The organism is Litoribrevibacter albus, from assembly GCF_030159995.1.
Lineage (GTDB): Bacteria > Pseudomonadota > Gammaproteobacteria > Pseudomonadales > Litoribrevibacteraceae > Litoribrevibacter > Litoribrevibacter albus.
In genome coordinates this window covers 360,434-377,100 of record NZ_BSNM01000014.1, presented here as the reverse complement: position 1 = coordinate 377,100, position 16,667 = coordinate 360,434, and the positions used below count along the sequence as shown (strand labels likewise).

Annotated in this window: 15 protein-coding genes; 14 read left to right on the top strand and 1 reads right to left on the bottom strand. The window is 44.1% G+C overall.

Features of this window, described 5'->3' with window-relative positions; genetic code table 11:
- Positions 1–14 precede the first annotated feature (14 nt).
- The 14 genes from sucC (at position 15) to QQL66_RS11975 (ending at position 16,053) form a co-directional block, all read left to right on the top strand.
- Positions 15–1,181 carry an ADP-forming succinate--CoA ligase subunit beta gene (sucC, locus tag QQL66_RS12040; RefSeq protein ID WP_284381683.1) on the top strand — a complete coding sequence of 389 codons (1,167 nt, stop codon included), beginning with the start codon at positions 15–17 and terminating at the stop codon, positions 1,179–1,181.
- A 1-nt stretch (position 1,182) separates the two neighbouring features.
- Positions 1,183–2,055 (top strand): succinate--CoA ligase subunit alpha, encoded by an 873-nt coding sequence (gene sucD, locus QQL66_RS12035; RefSeq protein WP_284381682.1) that lies wholly within the window; start codon positions 1,183–1,185, stop codon positions 2,053–2,055.
- A gap of 52 nt (positions 2,056–2,107) precedes the next feature.
- Positions 2,108–3,232, top strand: a complete 1,125-nt coding sequence (locus tag QQL66_RS12030; RefSeq protein ID WP_284381680.1) for a phospholipase D-like domain-containing protein — start codon at positions 2,108–2,110, stop codon at positions 3,230–3,232.
- A gap of 53 nt (positions 3,233–3,285) precedes the next feature.
- A complete protein-coding gene (locus QQL66_RS12025; protein WP_284381678.1) occupies positions 3,286–3,978 on the top strand; it encodes a DUF599 domain-containing protein in 693 nt (230 codons plus the stop codon).
- 35 nt (positions 3,979–4,013) lie between these two features.
- Entirely contained in the window at positions 4,014–4,514 is a 501-nt protein-coding gene (locus QQL66_RS12020) for a PaaI family thioesterase (protein WP_284381676.1), read from the top strand.
- Positions 4,511–4,948 (top strand): PaaI family thioesterase, encoded by a 438-nt coding sequence (locus QQL66_RS12015; protein ID WP_284381675.1) that lies wholly within the window; start codon positions 4,511–4,513, stop codon positions 4,946–4,948. The genes QQL66_RS12020 and QQL66_RS12015 overlap by 4 nt, the downstream gene beginning before the upstream one ends.
- Before the next feature lie 52 nt (positions 4,949–5,000).
- On the top strand, positions 5,001–6,395 hold the full coding sequence (locus QQL66_RS12010) for a hypothetical protein (RefSeq protein WP_284381673.1): 1,395 nt from the start codon (positions 5,001–5,003) through the stop codon (positions 6,393–6,395).
- 120 nt (positions 6,396–6,515) lie between these two features.
- Positions 6,516–8,423, top strand: coding sequence for a molecular chaperone HtpG (htpG, locus tag QQL66_RS12005; RefSeq protein WP_284381671.1), 1,908 nt, complete (start codon positions 6,516–6,518; stop codon positions 8,421–8,423).
- A 205-nt stretch (positions 8,424–8,628) separates the two neighbouring features.
- Entirely contained in the window at positions 8,629–9,330 is a 702-nt protein-coding gene (locus tag QQL66_RS12000; RefSeq protein WP_284381668.1) for a GntR family transcriptional regulator, read from the top strand.
- A complete protein-coding gene (prpB, locus tag QQL66_RS11995; protein WP_284381830.1) occupies positions 9,330–10,220 on the top strand; it encodes a methylisocitrate lyase in 891 nt (296 codons plus the stop codon). The genes QQL66_RS12000 and prpB overlap by 1 nt, the downstream gene beginning before the upstream one ends.
- 94 nt (positions 10,221–10,314) lie before the next feature.
- Positions 10,315–11,439, top strand: a complete 1,125-nt coding sequence (gene prpC / locus QQL66_RS11990; RefSeq protein ID WP_284381666.1) for a bifunctional 2-methylcitrate synthase/citrate synthase — start codon at positions 10,315–10,317, stop codon at positions 11,437–11,439.
- A gap of 121 nt (positions 11,440–11,560) precedes the next feature.
- Positions 11,561–14,146 carry a Fe/S-dependent 2-methylisocitrate dehydratase AcnD gene (acnD, locus tag QQL66_RS11985; RefSeq protein WP_284381665.1) on the top strand — a complete coding sequence of 862 codons (2,586 nt, stop codon included), beginning with the start codon at positions 11,561–11,563 and terminating at the stop codon, positions 14,144–14,146.
- Between the two features lie 169 nt (positions 14,147–14,315).
- On the top strand, positions 14,316–15,494 hold the full coding sequence (prpF, locus tag QQL66_RS11980; RefSeq protein ID WP_284381663.1) for a 2-methylaconitate cis-trans isomerase PrpF: 1,179 nt from the start codon (positions 14,316–14,318) through the stop codon (positions 15,492–15,494).
- 109 nt (positions 15,495–15,603) lie between these two features.
- Positions 15,604–16,053 (top strand): methyltransferase family protein, encoded by a 450-nt coding sequence (locus QQL66_RS11975; RefSeq protein ID WP_284381661.1) that lies wholly within the window; start codon positions 15,604–15,606, stop codon positions 16,051–16,053.
- 7 nt (positions 16,054–16,060) lie between these two features.
- On the opposite strand, the gene QQL66_RS11970 is transcribed toward QQL66_RS11975, so the two are convergent.
- On the bottom strand, positions 16,061–16,537 hold the full coding sequence (locus QQL66_RS11970; RefSeq protein ID WP_284381659.1) for a hypothetical protein: 477 nt from the start codon (positions 16,535–16,537) through the stop codon (positions 16,061–16,063).
- Positions 16,538–16,667 lie beyond the last annotated feature (130 nt).

Here is a 16,667-nt window from a genome sequence, read left to right as displayed (position 1 = left end):
AAGGTGACTAGTATATGAACCTGCATGAATATCAGGGTAAACAACTCTTTAAGCAGTATGGATTACCTGTTTCTGAAGGGTATGCAGTTGATACACCAGAAGAAGCAGCAGAAGCAACAAGGAAGATCGGTGGTAGTGAATGGGTGGTTAAAGCTCAGGTTCATGCTGGCGGTCGTGGTAAAGCCGGTGGAGTTAAGTTAATTAAGTCTGCTGAAGAAGCCAGTGAGTTTGCTGAAAAGTGGCTAGGTAAGAACCTGGTGACTTATCAGACTGACGAAAACGGTCAGCCTGTCAGTAAAATTCTGGTGGAAAGTTGTACTGATATTGATCAGGAACTGTATCTAGGTGCTGTAGTAGATCGCTCATCTCGCCGAATTGTTTTCATGGCGTCCACTGAAGGTGGCGTTGAAATCGAGAAGGTTGCTGAAGAAACACCTGAGAAAATTCTAAAGGCTACTATTGATCCCCTTGCAGGCCCTCAGCCGTATCAAGGCCGCGAATTGGCGTTCAAACTTGGTTTGAAAGGCGATCAGATTAAACAGTTCACTAAGATTTTTGTTGGTCTTGCAACGCTATTTATCGAAAAAGATTTGGCTTTGATTGAGATTAACCCGCTGGTTATCAAAACAGATGGAAACCTTCACTGTCTTGATGCCAAGATTGGTGTAGATGGTAACGCCGTTTACCGTCATAAAGACCTTCAGGAAATGCACGATCCTTCTCAGGAAGATGAGCGTGAAGCGCATGCTGCCAAGTTTGAATTAAACTATGTTGCATTGGATGGTTCTATTGGCTGTATGGTTAATGGCGCGGGCCTTGCTATGGGTACGATGGATATCGTAGCTCTGCACGGTGGATTCCCTGCAAACTTCCTTGATGTTGGTGGCGGTGCGACCAAAGAACGTGTTGCAGAAGCGTTCAAGATTATTTTGTCTGACGACAAGGTTAAGGCCGTATTGGTGAACATTTTCGGTGGTATTGTTCGTTGTGACATGATCGCAGAAGGTATCATCGGTGCTGTTGAAGAAGTGGGTGTTGAAGTTCCTGTGGTTGTTCGTTTAGAAGGTAATAATGCTGAGCTTGGTTCTAAGAAGCTTGCTGAAAGTGGTTTGAATATTATCGCCGCTACCAGTCTAACGGATGCCGCTCAACAAGCGGTTAAAGCAGCAGGAGGGAACTAAGATGTCAATTTTGATCGATAAAAACACCAAGGTTATTTGTCAGGGCTTTACCGGTGGGCAAGGTACCTTTCATTCTGAGCAAGCCATCGAATATGGTACGCAGATGGTTGGTGGTGTAACGCCAGGTAAGGGTGGCCAAACTCACCTAGGCCTTCCTGTCTTTAACACAGTTAAAGAAGCGGTAGAACAAACTGGAGCAGAGGCTTCGGTTATTTATGTTCCTGCGCCATTCTGTAAAGATTCAATTCTTGAAGCAGCTAATTCCGGAATCAAACTAATCGTATGTATTACAGAAGGTATCCCAACACTAGATATGTTGGATGCTAAAGTGAAGTGCGATGAGCTAGGTGTACGTCTAATTGGACCAAACTGCCCAGGCGTGATTACTCCGGGTGAGTGTAAAATCGGTATTATGCCAGGTCACATTCACTTGCCAGGTAAAGTTGGTATTGTTTCTCGTTCTGGTACATTAACGTACGAAGCGGTTAAGCAAACCACTGATTACGGTTTTGGTCAGTCGACTTGTGTGGGAATCGGTGGTGATCCAATCCCTGGTTCAAACTTTATCGACATTTTGGAGATGTTCCAAAACGACCCTCAAACCGAAGCCATCGTTATGATTGGTGAGATTGGTGGTTCTGCGGAAGAAGAAGCGGCTGCATACATTAAAGCAAATGTAACCAAGCCAGTTGTTTCTTACATCGCTGGTGTAACCGCGCCGAAAGGTAAGCGTATGGGCCATGCCGGTGCGATCATCTCTGGTGGTAAGGGTACTGCTGATGAGAAATTTGCTGCACTTGAAGATGCGGGCGTAAAAACCGTTCGTTCACTTGCTCAAATTGGTGATGCGCTAAAAGAAGTTACTGGTTGGTAATTTAATTGTGTGCGCTTGGTAGCCGCCTTCGGTGGCTACCAATTAGTTTCCTATGAATCCTACCTCTACTTCCTTATGTACGCCTCCCAGACTTTTAGTCGATGGAAGCTCTTTTTATCCAGAAATCCTGGATACGTTAAAACAAGCCACCAAGAGTATCCTGATAGAAAACTATTTGGTTGAGGACGGCGAACTTTGGGGCTCTGTTTCTGAGACATTGCTTGAAGCGGCTGATGCGGGTGTAAAGGTTTTTTGTATTTTTGATGCCTTTGGCTCTCTTGGTCTTCATAACGATTTTGATCGTCTTTCTTTGCATCCCAATATTTCTATTAAGCTATTCAATCCCATCCACATCGGGTTAGGTTTCCATAATTTACGTCGTACTCATGTGAAGTTATTTATTGTGGACGAGAAAATAGCTTACACCGGTGGAGCAGGAATTACCGATAGTTTTTATCAGCCAAGTAGAGCTCTGTCTCCCTGGTCAGAAGTGATGGTCAAGGTGGAAGACCAAAGTATTCCTGAGCTTTGCTCCATTTTCACTTGGAAATTTAATGCCGTTGGTAACAAGCCCAGAAGCTTATTTATTCCTCTCAAAGGGCCGAATTACATTTTTCAAAAGCGTATGGTTGGCTGGTTATATGCGCACCATTTCTCCACGCACTGGATCAAAAGGGCATTCTATAAAAAGCTATCGAGTGCCAATCGTAGAATATGGATCAATAGTGCGTATTTTTTCCCTACAAGAAAAACCATCCGTTTTTTAGTAAAAAAAGCGCAGCAGGGGGTGGATGTCAGATTGCTTCTTCCTGGTGTCACGGATGTGGTGTTCATGAAGTACCTTGCTCGAGGGCGATATAAAAAACTTCTGGCTGCAGGAGTTACAATCCATGAACTTAATGATCGTTTTTTACATAGCAAGGTAATTTTGATTGATGATTGGGCTACGCTGGGCTCGTTTAATCTTGATGTATTTAGCTTCCGTTTTAATCACGAGCTAAACTTTGCATCAACAGATTCCTGCTTTGTTTCAGACATCGAGGGGTTCTTCTTGTCTAAACTCCAATCTGCGATTGAGATCAAACCTCATGAGTGGACAAATCGTCAGCTATTATCAAAATTGCTGGAACGAATAACTTACCGAGTTGCCCACTTTTTTGTCAAACTCATAAAGTAAGAGCTTGTGTGAGAAATAAAAGTCTTTAAAATCCATCCTCCTAGGAGAAATGAATGACTTTTTTGGATCTATTACCTCTGACTTTCTTTTTTACAGCTTGGATTGGCTATGTCCATACAGCACAATATTTAGCTCGCTCTCGTAATGCTCTCTCCAGTGCTCTTCATAATTACCGCTATGAGTGGATGTTAAAAGTAATTACCCGTGACAACAGAGTTGCTGATGCAGCCATTGTCTCTAATCTTGAGCGAAACGCTGCGTTCTTTGCTTCTACATCCATCATTATTCTGGCTGGTTTAGTTACGGCATTAGGCACATTGGATAAGTTTGAGGATTTTTTCCAAGGGGTAGAGGTTCCCTTCATTTATGATCTCAATTACTGGCATTTTAAATTGTTCATCATGATTGGTATTTTCGCGTATTCCTTTTTCAAGTTTTCATGGTGTTTACGGCAATACGGGTTTTGTTCTGTGATGATTGGCGCCGCACCGCTTGCTGATGATCCAAGCGTTTCCGCAGGGCGAAAAGAAGCTTTCGCCAGCTCTGCAGCTAAAGTGATAGATAATGCAGGAAAGCATTTTAATTTAGGGTTGAGAGGCTATTACTTTGGAATGGCGTTTTTGACCTGGTTTATAAGCACCCCTTTATTCATTGCCGTGACATTACTGGTAGTGGGGGTTTTGTACTATCGTGAGTTTCACTCAAGTACATTAAAAGCCCTAATTCGAGGCAGATCCGATAAGTAAGGATCTTTCACTGTTGTTCTTATTTGGAATTTCTAATGAATAATTCTATAGAAGAAGTGGTTGATCAGGGACTTACGTCCCGCGCTCAGCGTTTCATTGATGAGTTGGCTCATTGTGTTGATATTGGTTTATCTGTTTCCAAGGTAGACGAGAAAGGAGGGACGACATTACACCTTCCTTATAATCCGGAGTTGGTTGGAAATACCGAAACGGGAGTCATGCATGGTGGTGCCATAACAACTTTAATGGATACAGCCTCGGGCACTTCGGTTATTTGCTCCTTAAAAGATTTTGAAATTTGTCCAACGTTAGACTTACGTATTGATTATCTAAAAGCGGCTGAACCTAACCAACCAGTTCACGGTTTTGCTGAATGTTATCGGATTTCCAGAAACGTTGTTTTTACTCGTGGTTATGCCTATCAAAATGATCCTGATAACCCAATTGCTTATTGCGTTGGAACGTTTATGCGTTTAGGTACCGAGTTCACTCCTGATTACTTTAGAAAGCGTGTTCTGCAAGGAGATTATCAATGAACCTAAGAGATCTTGTTGCAAGTGCACATAAATCGGGTGACTACAGTGAACTCATTGCCCAAATACCGTACGCTAAGAAGATTGGTGTCGAGTGTGAGCGATTTGGCGACGATGTCATTTTTAGACTGCCTGCAAATAAACTGAACATTGGTAACCCTCTGTTGCCAGCCATTCATGGTGGCGTGATCGGTGGTTTTATGGAGCTCTCTGCATCACTTTACCTACTAATGTTCCAGGATGTGCCTAAGCTTCCAAAAATTGTTGATTTTTCGATCGATTATTTGAGGGCCGGCTATTTTCAAGATACATTTGTAGAGTGCGAACTTACCCGTCAGGGTAAACGTGTGGCAAATGTGTCGATTTATGCGTGGCAAAAGACTCGAACAGAGCCAATTACAACGGCACGTGCTCACTTCTTAATCCCTGAAACCTAAAGTCATCAACAGAAGTATAAGTAGCTTTTATGCACACGGAATGTGAATCAACATGATAGGCATCGTTTTTCTGGTCTCCCTTTTACTCTTTCTGACAGTGGTTCTTTGTCAGTGGAGCATTTCATCTCGTAGTAAAGGGGAAGGTTGGCTATTAAATTGGTTCCCTCCGTGCGCTCTCTACTATGCTTATAAGCACAGAAAAGAGCATAAGTTTCTGTTTGTTTTTCAGTTGAGTTTTCTGGTTGCTACGTTTCTGTCTTGTGGCGCTTGGTTTATTGTTGGCTCAACCCTACCTTCAATGTATCACTCAGAACAATCCTCAGAGAGCTGGAAAACTGTTTTAGAAGAGCAAACACTGTATTTAGTTCAGACGGACCAATTAATTTCAGTTCAGGAATGGCAGATTCAACACAAGGATTTGAATCCTAATGTAGGGACAGAAAAGGTTCAGCTGTCTCAGCCTAAGGTTTTGCATTCCTATCAGGATTCAGCCACTAAGGAATTTGTTGTTGAGGATTTATCTATTCAGACGTTGGTGCTGTCTCAGCAAGGCCTCAGCTTAGATTTGGAGCTAAAAGGGGATGAGGTTTCTTATCATTTCATAGCCGATCTTCAAAACCCGTTAAATCAAACTTTGCAGGAATTTACCAAAGCCGATGCCCGAAAAGTCATTTCAAGTAGTTGGCCTGAAACCTCAACTGAACTAAGTTTCAAAGTTGGCCTGGTGCGGGCTATATCTGAGCGCCAATACATTGCAGGAATACAACTCTTTGATGAATCAAAGTTAGTCAAAGAAATTACCGTTTCGATTGATATCAGGAACGGGGAAACGCTTTTAAACCATCGTTCTTTGATTGTTCTTAGGAAGTTCCTATCTGACTACCGCCACCAAAAGCAGGAAGTTAACGCCACAAAACGCATAACCTTGGCGGAATTTCGGCAAACTCTGGAAGTTTACCAGCAGCAAGCCTTAGTGGTAACCAAAGTTGATGGAACTACACAACGAGGTGAATTCTTAAGTCTTGAAGAGCGTGTCATTAACATCCGTAAGCCTTTGGGGGCTGGTACGGTTGATGTACAAATACCTCTGGACCTTATCGCTTCACTCCAGTTTGAAGATGTAGAGGTTATGTTGTCAGAGTCGATCTCGGTAAGCGCAGATGCCAGTATGCTTGAGCCTGAGAGTATGGCTCCACCAAATGGTGTTAATGTTGCTTCCCCTGAAAACATAACGAATGAGACTTCTGCACAGACAGAATCGCTCGACGATCCCTATCTGGCTCTTGTTGGTAGAAATGTTTTAGTAACAAAGGCGAATGGTCAGGAGCGAACAGGAAAGCTAATCAAGGTTACTCCAACGAAGTCCATTACGATCCAATTGCAAAATGGAGGGGTTGAAATTCAGATCCCTCAAAGTGAAATTTCCGAACTCAAAGTAACAAAATAAATTTTATTGCTTGAAATGATCTGATCCATCCCCACATAAGCATCAAACAAAATGTGGTTTTTGCCACGACTTGATCAAATGTGAACATTGAACCAAAAGAAGTAACAATAGGGGATACTCATGTCAGTAGAAGCACAAAAAGAGACTTTGGGCTTTCAAACGGAAGTGAAACAATTATTGCACCTAATGATCCACTCATTATACAGCAATAAAGAAATCTTCTTACGCGAACTCATTTCCAACGCTTCGGATGCTGCCGATAAACTTCGCTTCTTAGCGCTTGAAGACAGTTCTCTCTATGAAAATGACGGTGAGTTAGCCATTCACTTGTCGGTAGATAAAGACGCTAACACCATCACGATTGCTGATAATGGTATTGGTATGAACCGCCAGGATGTTGTTGATCATCTTGGTACAATTGCCAAGTCTGGCACTTCTTCATTTTTACAACAACTAACAGGCGATCAGAAGAAAGACTCCCAGTTAATTGGTCAGTTTGGTGTGGGGTTCTATTCCGCATTTATCGTTGCTTCAAAAGTTGAAGTTCGTACCCGGAAAGCAGGTGAGTCTGCTGAAAATGGTGTTTTCTGGAGTTCAGAAGGTGAAGGTGAATTCACCGTTGAAACCATCACTAAAGAGAATCGTGGAACTGAGATTACGTTATTCCTTCGTGAAGAGGAAAATGAATTTGCCGACTCGTTCCGTCTTCGTAGCTTAGTTAAAAAATACTCTGATCATATTTCAATGCCGATCGTGATGAAATCTGAGCCTATGCCTCCTGCGGAAGGTGAAGAGGCTGAAGAGCCAAAAGATGAAACGATCAATACCGCGACTGCACTTTGGACTCGTTCAAAATCAGAAGTCTCAGAAGAAGAATATCAAGAATTCTATAAGCATGTTTCACATGATTTCGAGCAGCCGTTAACTTGGGCGCATAACCGGGTAGAAGGTAAGCTTGATTACACCAGTCTGCTGTATGTGCCAACTAATGCACCGTTTGATCTGTGGGATCGTGACACCCCGCGTGGCCTAAAACTGTATGTTCAGCGTGTCTTCATTATGGACAAGGCCGACCAGTTCTTGCCGATGTATCTACGCTTTATCAAAGGTGTTATCGATTCTAATGATCTTTCATTGAATGTGTCTCGTGAGATTCTTCAGGAAGACCGCGCTGTTACCACTATGAAAACTGCGTTGACCAAACGTGTTTTGGACATGCTGTCTAAATTGGCTAACAACGAGCCTGACAAATACGCTACCTTCTGGAAAGCCTTTGGTCAGGTACTTAAAGAAGGCCCGGGTGAAGATTTTGCCAACAAAGAGAAAATTGCAAAACTACTTCGCTTTGCAACGACACATGATAATGCTCAAGAGCAATCTCACAGCCTAGAGCAATACGTAGAACGTATGCAGGAAGGTCAGGACAAGATTTACTACGTTGTGGCTGAAAACCATAACACAGCTAAGAACAGTCCTCATTTGGAAGTGTTCCGTAAGAAAGGCATTGAAGTCTTGTTGCTTTCAGACCGTGTCGATGAGTGGTTGATGAGTCACTTGAGTGAATTCGACAGTAAGCAAATCGTTGACGTGGCGAAAGGTGAGCTGGATCTTGATTCTCTGGATACAGAAGAAGACAAGAAAGCGAAAGAGGAAGCAGAAAAAACCTTTGAGAGTCTTGTTAATCACCTTAAAGAAGCGCTTACCGAGAAGGTACAGGATGTGCGTGTCACTAACCGCCTTACTGACTCACCCGCGTGTTTAGTCGTTGGGCAATATGACATGGGTCTGCAGATGCGTCGCTTGATGGAAGCAGCTGGCCAGAAGCTACCTGAATCTAAACCATCTCTTGAGATTAATACCGATCACCCGTTGATTCAGCGTTTGAATGATGAGTCTGATGACGCTCGCTTCAACGATATGGCGCAGATCATCTTTGATCAGGCTTCATTGGCAGAAGGTGGTCAATTGGATGACCCTGCAAGCTATGTTGCTCGTATGAACAAATTGGTATTGGATTTGATGAAGTAGGTTAATACCATCTTCTAAAACCCTTTAAAGCCGGGACGTGTTTTTATCTCCCGGCTTTTTTGTGTCTGTGACCGAATTGTCGACAATCTGTATTGAAAGATTCGATATTTCTCAGTTTTAATGTCTTGATTTGCTCTTATTGTTGACAAGAGAGTGGTTTTGTCTACAATTCCTCATCATTAGACCGATTCGTAGCATTTTTCTTATGACTTTAACTACAGTTGTCAACAATCTTACTCTGGCTGATCAGGTATTGACCAAAGTCCAGGAAGATATTGTTAATGGCGATATAGCGCCAGGTACCAAAATTTCTGAGTCGGCCTTGGCCTCTAAATATGGTGTAAGTCGGGGGCCGCTACGTGAAGCGATTTCAAGATTAGAATCCCGGGGGTTAATCGAGAGAGCTCCCAATGTGGGGGCAAGAGTCGTTTCACTTTCTCATAAAGAGTTAATTGAGCTCTATCAAATCAGAGAAAACCTCGAAGGTCTCGCTTGCCGTTTAGCAGCAGAAAACATGACAGAAGACGAGATTGAGCAACTTCAAGCCCTTCTTCAAAAGCACCAGCAAGATCAGGATTTCAAAGACGGTACGTCTTACTACAAACAGCAAGGTGATCTCGATTTTCATTACTGCATTATTCATGGCAGTAAAAATCGTAAGCTCATCCACTTATTGTGTGAAGAGCTTTATCACTTAATTTTGATGTACCGCCATCAGTTCAGCGCAATATCCACCACTAACATTTCAAGCCACCCTGAAAAGGCTTTTGTCCATCATCAACGCATTGTTGAAGCCATTGCGGACAGAGATGGTGAATTGGCTGAAATGCTGATGAAGAAACATATTCAACGTTCACGCAAAGCCGTGGAAACTTATTTTGATCAACTCACCGCAGGAGAAGCATGATGACAATTAAATTGTCTCCGGGCGCCAAGTTCCGTAAAGCCATTGAAGAAAGTAACCCTCTACAAGTTGTAGGAACCATTAACGCGTACACAGCTTTAATGGCGGAAAAGGTAGGTCACCAGGCAATCTACTTGTCAGGTGGTGGTGTAGCTAATGCTTCCTATGGCCTACCTGATTTAGGGATGACCAGCTTGAACGATGTGATCGAAGACGTTAGAAGAATTACTTCTGCAACTGAGCTTCCTCTACTTGTAGACATCGACACAGGTTGGGGCGGTGCATTCAATATCGATCGTACTATCAAACAAATGGAAAAAGCAGGCGCGGCTGCTGTACACATTGAAGATCAGGTAGCTCAAAAGCGCTGTGGTCATCGTCCAAATAAAGAAATCGTTTCCAAAAATGAAATGGTAGATCGTATTAAAGCGTGTGTAGACGCTCGTACGGACGAAAACTTCTTTATCATGGCCCGTACTGACGCATTTGCTCAGGAAGGCTTGGAGGCTGCTATTGAACGCGCTCAAGCCTGTATTGAAGCGGGGGCAGATGGAATTTTTGCTGAGGCAGTCAATGAGTTGGAACACTATCGTGCATTCAAAGATGCCTTGAATGTGCCAATCTTGGCTAATATTACTGAATTCGGTCAGACCCCTTTGTATAACCGTGCGGAGTTAGCTGAAGCCGGTGCTGACATGGTGTTGTATCCACTAAGTGCATTCCGTGCGATGAATAAAGCGGCGTTGGCTGTGTATGAAAACATCCTTGAGAAGGGTGATCAGAAAGACGTCGTTGATCTGATGCAGACTCGTATGGAACTTTATGATTTCTTGGGTTATCACGATTACGAGCAAAAACTGGATGCATTGTTTGCCCAAGGTAAGAATAAGTAATTAATATCTAATTAAATTAGATAGTTGTAGATATTAGTTAAAGTTATTTGTATATAAATATGCAGCAGATGCTGCCGTGGAAAAGGACAGAATCATGGTTGATAAAAAACTAGGCGGAGCTGGTCTTCGTGGACAAGTTGCAGGTGAAACAGCACTTTGTACCGTAGGTAAAACAGGTGCTGGTCTAACGTATCGTGGCTACGACATCACAGACTTGGCAACAAATGCACAGTTTGAGGAAGTAGCCCATTTACTGCTCCGAGGTCATTTACCGACGGAACAAGAGTTAGCAGAATACAAAGCCAAACTTAAATCACTGCGTGAGATGCCAGAAGCTTTAAAAAGTGTTTTGGAATTGATTCCAGCAGATGCTCATCCAATGGACGTAATGCGTACCGGTTGTTCCATGCTGGGCAACCTTGAAGAAGAGAAAGATTTCTCAGAGCAAGACGACAAAATCGATCGTATGTTGGCCTTGTTCCCAGCCATTATTTGTTACTGGTATCGCTTCAGTCATGATGGCGTTCGAATTGAAACGAATACAGATGAAGATTCAATCGGTGCTCACTTCCTGCACATGCTGCATGGCAAGAAACCATCTGAGCTACATGAAAAAGTAATGCACGTGTCTTTGATTCTTTATGCAGAGCATGAGTTCAATGCGTCTACCTTCACCGCGCGTGTTTGTGCTTCTACTTTGTCAGACATTCACAGCTGCGTAACTGGTGCGATCGGTTCACTTCGTGGTCCTCTTCACGGTGGTGCCAACGAAGCAGCGATGGAACTGATCGAGCGCTTCAAGACGGCTGACGAAGCGGAAGAAGGCTTGATGGGTATGTTGGCTCGCAAAGAAAAGATCATGGGCTTCGGTCATGCGATCTACCGCGAATCTGATCCTCGTAACGTAATCATTAAAGAATGGTCAGAGAAGCTTGCAGAAGAAGTAGGTGACACCGTTCTTTATCCAGTGTCTGTTCGCTGTGAAGAAGTGATGTGGCGTGAGAAGAAATTGTTCTGTAATGCGGACTTCTTCCATGCGTCTGCATATAACTTCATGGGTATCCCAACGAAATTGTTCACGCCGATTTTCGTGATGTCGCGTGTAACAGGCTGGACGGCGCACGTTAAAGAGCAACGTGCGAACAACCGTATCATTCGTCCAAGTGCTGATTACACTGGCCCTGAGTCGGCTGAGTGGGTTGCTATCGAGAACCGATAGTCTTCTCATTTTTCTGGAGTCACAACTGTAACTGTGGCTCCCAAGCTGATTAGCTTGAATCGTTCTTTTAAAGAACGTACTTAATAAAGAACGTATTTATAAAGAAATATATGGAACAACCATGAATTCTCAATACCGTAAGTCTCTTGAAGGCTCTAATTTAGATTATTTCGATACGCGCGCTGCAGTGAATGACATTCAGCCTGATGCGTATGAAAAACTTCCGTATACATCTCGTATTCTGGCTGAGCAATTGGTTCGTCGTTGCGAGCCTGAAGCGTTAACAGATTCATTGAAGCAGCTCATTGAGCGTAAGCGTGATCTCGACTTCCCTTGGTATCCAGCGCGAGTTGTGTGTCATGACATTTTGGGGCAAACAGCATTGGTTGACCTTGCTGGTCTTCGTGATGCCATCGCAGAGCAGGGTGGTGATCCATCTCAAGTGAACCCGGTGGTTCCAACTCAGTTGATCGTAGACCACTCTTTGGCAGTAGAACACGCTGGTTTTGACCCAGATGCCTTTGAGAAAAACCGTGCAATTGAAAACCGTCGAAACGAAGACCGTTTCCATTTCATCGAGTGGACTAAAACTGCATTCAAAAACGTTGATGTGATTCCTGCCGGTAACGGCATCATGCACCAGATTAACCTGGAGAAAATGTCTCCAGTGATTCAGGCGCGTGACGGTGTCGCTTATCCTGATACCTGCGTCGGTACGGACAGCCACACGCCACACGTTGACGCACTAGGTGTGATTGCAATTGGTGTGGGTGGTTTAGAAGCTGAAACCGTAATGTTGGGCCGCCCGTCTATGATGCGTCTTCCTGACATTGTAGGTGTTCGCCTGACTGGTAAGCGTCAACCGGGTATCACTGCAACCGATATCGTATTGGCGATTACTGAATTCTTGAGACAAGAGCGTGTTGTTTCTTCTTATCTTGAATTCTTCGGAGAAGGCGCTCGTGACTTGAGTATTGGCGACCGTGCCACCATCTCGAACATGACGCCAGAATACGGTGCTACGGCAGCAATGTTCTACATCGACGAGCAGACCATTGATTACTTGAAGCTGACTGGTCGCGAACCAGAGCAGGTTGCCTTGGTTGAGCAATACGCAAAAGAAACCGGTCTATGGGCAGACAGTCTAGAGGAAGCTGAATACGAGCGCGTACTTGAGTTTGATCTATCCAGCGTTGTTCGCAACATGGCTGGCCCATCAAACCCTCATCGACGTCTTCCAACATCTGATCTTGCTGCACGCGGTATTGCTGGTGAGTGGGAAGAGAAAGAAGGTGAAATGCCGGACGGTGCAGTGATCATCGCTGCCATTACTTCATGTACCAACACCAGTAACCCAAGAAACGTGGTTGCAGCTGGTCTTGTTGCTAAGAAAGCGAATGAACTTGGTTTAATTCGCAAGCCGTGGGTTAAGACGTCGTTTGCTCCTGGTTCAAAAGTTGCCAAACTGTATCTTGAAGAGTCTGGTCTACTTCCTGAACTGGAAAAGCTAGGTTTCGGAATCGTAGCCTACGCTTGTACTACCTGTAACGGTATGAGTGGTGCGCTTGATCCTAAGATTCAGCAAGAGATCATTGATCGTGATCTTTACGCTACAGCGGTGCTTTCTGGTAACCGTAACTTCGATGGTCGAATCCATCCGTATGCGAAGCAAGCTTTCCTGGCGTCTCCACCGTTGGTTGTTGCGTATGCTATCGCGGGCACGGTTCGTTTTGACATCGAACAGGATGCATTAGGAACAGACGAGCAAGGTAACCCAATTACATTGAAAGACTTGTGGCCAAGCGATGAAGAAATCGATGAGATCGTTAACCAACACGTGAAGCCAGAGCAGTTCAATCAAGTCTACATTCCTATGTTTGATCTAGGTGCGATTGAAGAAGCAGAAAGCCCACTATACGACTGGCGCGAGATGAGTACCTATATCCGTCGTCCTCCTTACTGGGAAGGTGCTTTGGCAGGTGAACGAGCTCTGAAAGGTATGCGTCCATTAGCCGTATTAGGTGACAACATCACTACCGATCACTTGTCTCCTTCAAATGCGATTCTTGCTTCAAGCGCTGCAGGTGAATACCTGGCGAAAATGGGCCTACCGGAAGAAGACTTCAACTCTTATGCAACGCACCGTGGCGATCACTTAACCGCTCAACGTGCAACGTTCGCTAACCCTAAATTGTTGAACGAAATGTGTCGTGATGAGAATGGAGAGGTGATTCAAGGTTCGCTTGCTCGTGTTGAACCTGAAGGTCAGCAAATGCGCATGTGGGAAGCAATTGAAACCTACATGAACCGTGAGCAGCCATTGATCATCGTTGCTGGTGCGGATTACGGTCAGGGTTCTTCTCGTGACTGGGCGGCGAAAGGTGTTCGTCTTGCAGGCGTGCAAGCCATTGTTGCTGAAGGCTTCGAGCGTATTCACCGTACCAACCTGGTTGGCATGGGTGTACTTCCGCTTGAGTTTAAAGCTGGCGATACTCGTGAGACTTACGGCATTGATGGTACTGAAACCTACGATGTGATTGGTGATATCAAGCCTCGTGCTGATCTTACCTTAATCATCAATCGTAAAGACGGTGAACGTGTTGAAGTGCCTGTGACGTGCCGCTTGGATACTGCGGAAGAAGTTACTGTTTACGAAGCTGGCGGTGTATTACAGCGCTTTGCCAAGGATTTTCTTAATAAACAATAAAGCTCAATCAACAGTAATGTTTAATTAGCAGTAATCGTTTAAGCGATGCTATACCTCCGATGATATTGAGTTTCCTCAGTATCATCGGAAGGAGTATTACATGCTCCCTTGAGGTTAGTTCGTCGCTGTTCATGCCTGTTAATAGTTCGTAATTTCAAGAGAATCAGCTATGTCTTCAGTTCCTCAGATTAAAATTCCTGCGACCTACATTCGTGGTGGTACAAGTAAGGGCGTATTCTTCAGCGTTGAAGATTTACCCGAAGTAGCTCAAGTACCGGGTGCAGCTCGTGATGCTATCCTACAGCGCGTTATTGGAAGCCCTGATCCTTATGGCAAACAAATCGATGGTATGGGTGGTGCGACGTCAAGCACCAGTAAAACCGTAATTCTTGCTAAAAGCTCTCAGCCAGATCACGATGTGGATTACTTATTTGGCCAGGTGTCGATCGATAAACCTTTTGTTGATTGGAGTGGTAACTGTGGCAACCTATCAGCAGCTGTTGGTGCGTTTGCTATTAGCAAAGGTTTAGTTGCTCAGGATCGTTTGCCTGAGAATGGCATTGCCACTGTTCGTATTTGGCAGGCCAACATTAATAAGACCATCATTGCTCATGTACCTATGACCAATGGTGAAGTACAGGAAACCGGCGATTTTGAACTTGATGGTGTAACTTTTCCTGCCGCTGAAGTTCAAATTGAATTTCTTGATCCGGCCGACGGCGAAGGCTCTATGTTTCCAACCGGGAATCTAGTGGATGATCTTGAGATCCCTGGCATAGGGACATTGAAAGCAACCATGATCAACGCAGGTATCCCAACCATTTTCTTGAATGCAGAAGAGATTGGCTATACCGGCACAGAACTTCAGGAAGCCATTAATGGTGATTCTGCTGCTCTGGAACGTTTTGAGACAATTCGTGCTCATGGCGCTGTAAAAATGGGATTGATCAAAGATATTTCAGAAGCTGCAGCCCGCCAACATACGCCTAAAGTAGCCTTTGTTGGAAAAGCACAAACTTACACCTCATCAAGTGGTAAACCGGTTAACGAAAGCGAAATTGATCTTGTCGTTCGAGCCTTGTCTATGGGCAAACTTCACCATGCGATGATGGGCACGGCTGCTGTCGCTATTGGCACGGCTGCGGCTATTCCCGGGACGTTGGTAAACCTTGCAGCCGGCGGGGGAGAGCGTCAATCAGTGACTTTTGGTCATCCATCTGGAACTTTAAAAGTAGGGGCGGAAGCTGAAATGAGTAACGGACAATGGCTGGCTAAAAAAGCCATTATGAGCCGAAGTGCTCGCGTCTTGATGGAAGGCTGGGTTCGAATTCCTGGGGATTCGTTCTAAAGCTCCCACACCTGTGTGTTCTTGATCAAGTTCATACATTTAAAAACCTGGCCTATCGTGTCAGGTTTTTTTGTTTATACTGAAAGTTCAATAAGTTAGGGAATAGACTATGGACTTAAAGATTCCTCCATTAGCATTGCTGGTCATTGCAATATTAGGGCAAGTTGAATTGTCTGACTTTCTCCCGTTGTATTCACTTGGGTTAGTTCCTCTATGGATCCCGATACTATGGGTTTCCATTGGCGTTTTGCTGGCTTTATCAGGGGTCGTTGAATTTCGTAAGAAGAGCACAACGGTCAATCCAATGAAGCCTGATGAAGCTTCCAGCCTAGTTACCAGCGGCATTTTCAAATACACAAGGAATCCAATGTATTTAGGAATGACGTTAGTACTTATTGGTGGGACGTTCTATTTCTCAGAGCTATCAACGCTCATTGCAGGTGTCTTTTTTGTTCTGTATATCAATCAGTTCCAGATCAAACCTGAGGAACTTATCATGCAGGAAAAATATGGTGACAGTTTCAAAGAATACAGAGCCAAGGTTCGCAGGTGGCTGTAGTTTTCGATTAGTTAGCCATATGAGATAAGGTCGCCACATTATGGCGATTAGTTTGCTCGTCGAGTGTTAATAGGTCGTTTATGTTTACTTCATGCTCATGGCTTCTCAGCCAATCATAGGCTAACTCAAGATCGGTCATCTGGGTATCACTGAAGTTGTGTGGTCTACGTTCTAGGTAATGAGTCATTTGCTCGATATTATGTTTTTTGATGAACGATTGCTCATAGACATAAATACATGAAGTCATACCGCGCTCAATACACCATTGCATCAGATTTTGAAATACGGGCATGCTTTCAGGTGTCGCCAGTTCCCAGTTTCTCATATCGAATATCGCCGCCCAGTGGTCATTAATTAGTGGGGCTACTGTACCTTTGAACTCTAGTGAATACAGTCTCGTCGTTTCCAGGTTCCAGCTTCCGATGCATTTCACCAATAATGTATTTTTTGAGCAAGTGATGTAATACGAACCGTGTCGTTTCATATCCACTGTCTTAATTTGTATGCTGTTAATATGAAGCATAGTTCACTGGGATGGCTTCACTATGAGTGAATAGGGCATCATTGTGTAAGCGATAAGAGATAGATGATCAGAGATAGGAGAGTTTGAAATC

Bases quoted from the DNA above. Each gene is read 5' to 3' on its own strand.
- sucC (WP_284381683.1), top strand. From the start codon at position 15: ATGAACCTGCATGAATATCAGGGTAAACAACTCTTTAAGCAGTATGGA.
- sucD (WP_284381682.1), top strand. From the start codon at position 1,183: ATGTCAATTTTGATCGATAAAAACACCAAGGTTATTTGTCAGGGCTTT.
- QQL66_RS12030 (WP_284381680.1), top strand. From the start codon at position 2,108: ATGAATCCTACCTCTACTTCCTTATGTACGCCTCCCAGACTTTTAGTC.
- QQL66_RS12025 (WP_284381678.1), top strand. From the start codon at position 3,286: ATGACTTTTTTGGATCTATTACCTCTGACTTTCTTTTTTACAGCTTGG.
- QQL66_RS12020 (WP_284381676.1), top strand. From the start codon at position 4,014: ATGAATAATTCTATAGAAGAAGTGGTTGATCAGGGACTTACGTCCCGC.
- QQL66_RS12015 (WP_284381675.1), top strand. From the start codon at position 4,511: ATGAACCTAAGAGATCTTGTTGCAAGTGCACATAAATCGGGTGACTAC.
- QQL66_RS12010 (WP_284381673.1), top strand. From the start codon at position 5,001: ATGATAGGCATCGTTTTTCTGGTCTCCCTTTTACTCTTTCTGACAGTG.
- htpG (WP_284381671.1), top strand. From the start codon at position 6,516: ATGTCAGTAGAAGCACAAAAAGAGACTTTGGGCTTTCAAACGGAAGTG.
- QQL66_RS12000 (WP_284381668.1), top strand. From the start codon at position 8,629: ATGACTTTAACTACAGTTGTCAACAATCTTACTCTGGCTGATCAGGTA.
- prpB (WP_284381830.1), top strand. From the start codon at position 9,330: ATGACAATTAAATTGTCTCCGGGCGCCAAGTTCCGTAAAGCCATTGAA.
- prpC (WP_284381666.1), top strand. From the start codon at position 10,315: ATGGTTGATAAAAAACTAGGCGGAGCTGGTCTTCGTGGACAAGTTGCA.
- acnD (WP_284381665.1), top strand. From the start codon at position 11,561: ATGAATTCTCAATACCGTAAGTCTCTTGAAGGCTCTAATTTAGATTAT.
- prpF (WP_284381663.1), top strand. From the start codon at position 14,316: ATGTCTTCAGTTCCTCAGATTAAAATTCCTGCGACCTACATTCGTGGT.
- QQL66_RS11975 (WP_284381661.1), top strand. From the start codon at position 15,604: ATGGACTTAAAGATTCCTCCATTAGCATTGCTGGTCATTGCAATATTA.
- QQL66_RS11970 (WP_284381659.1), bottom strand. From the start codon at position 16,537: ATGAAACGACACGGTTCGTATTACATCACTTGCTCAAAAAATACATTA.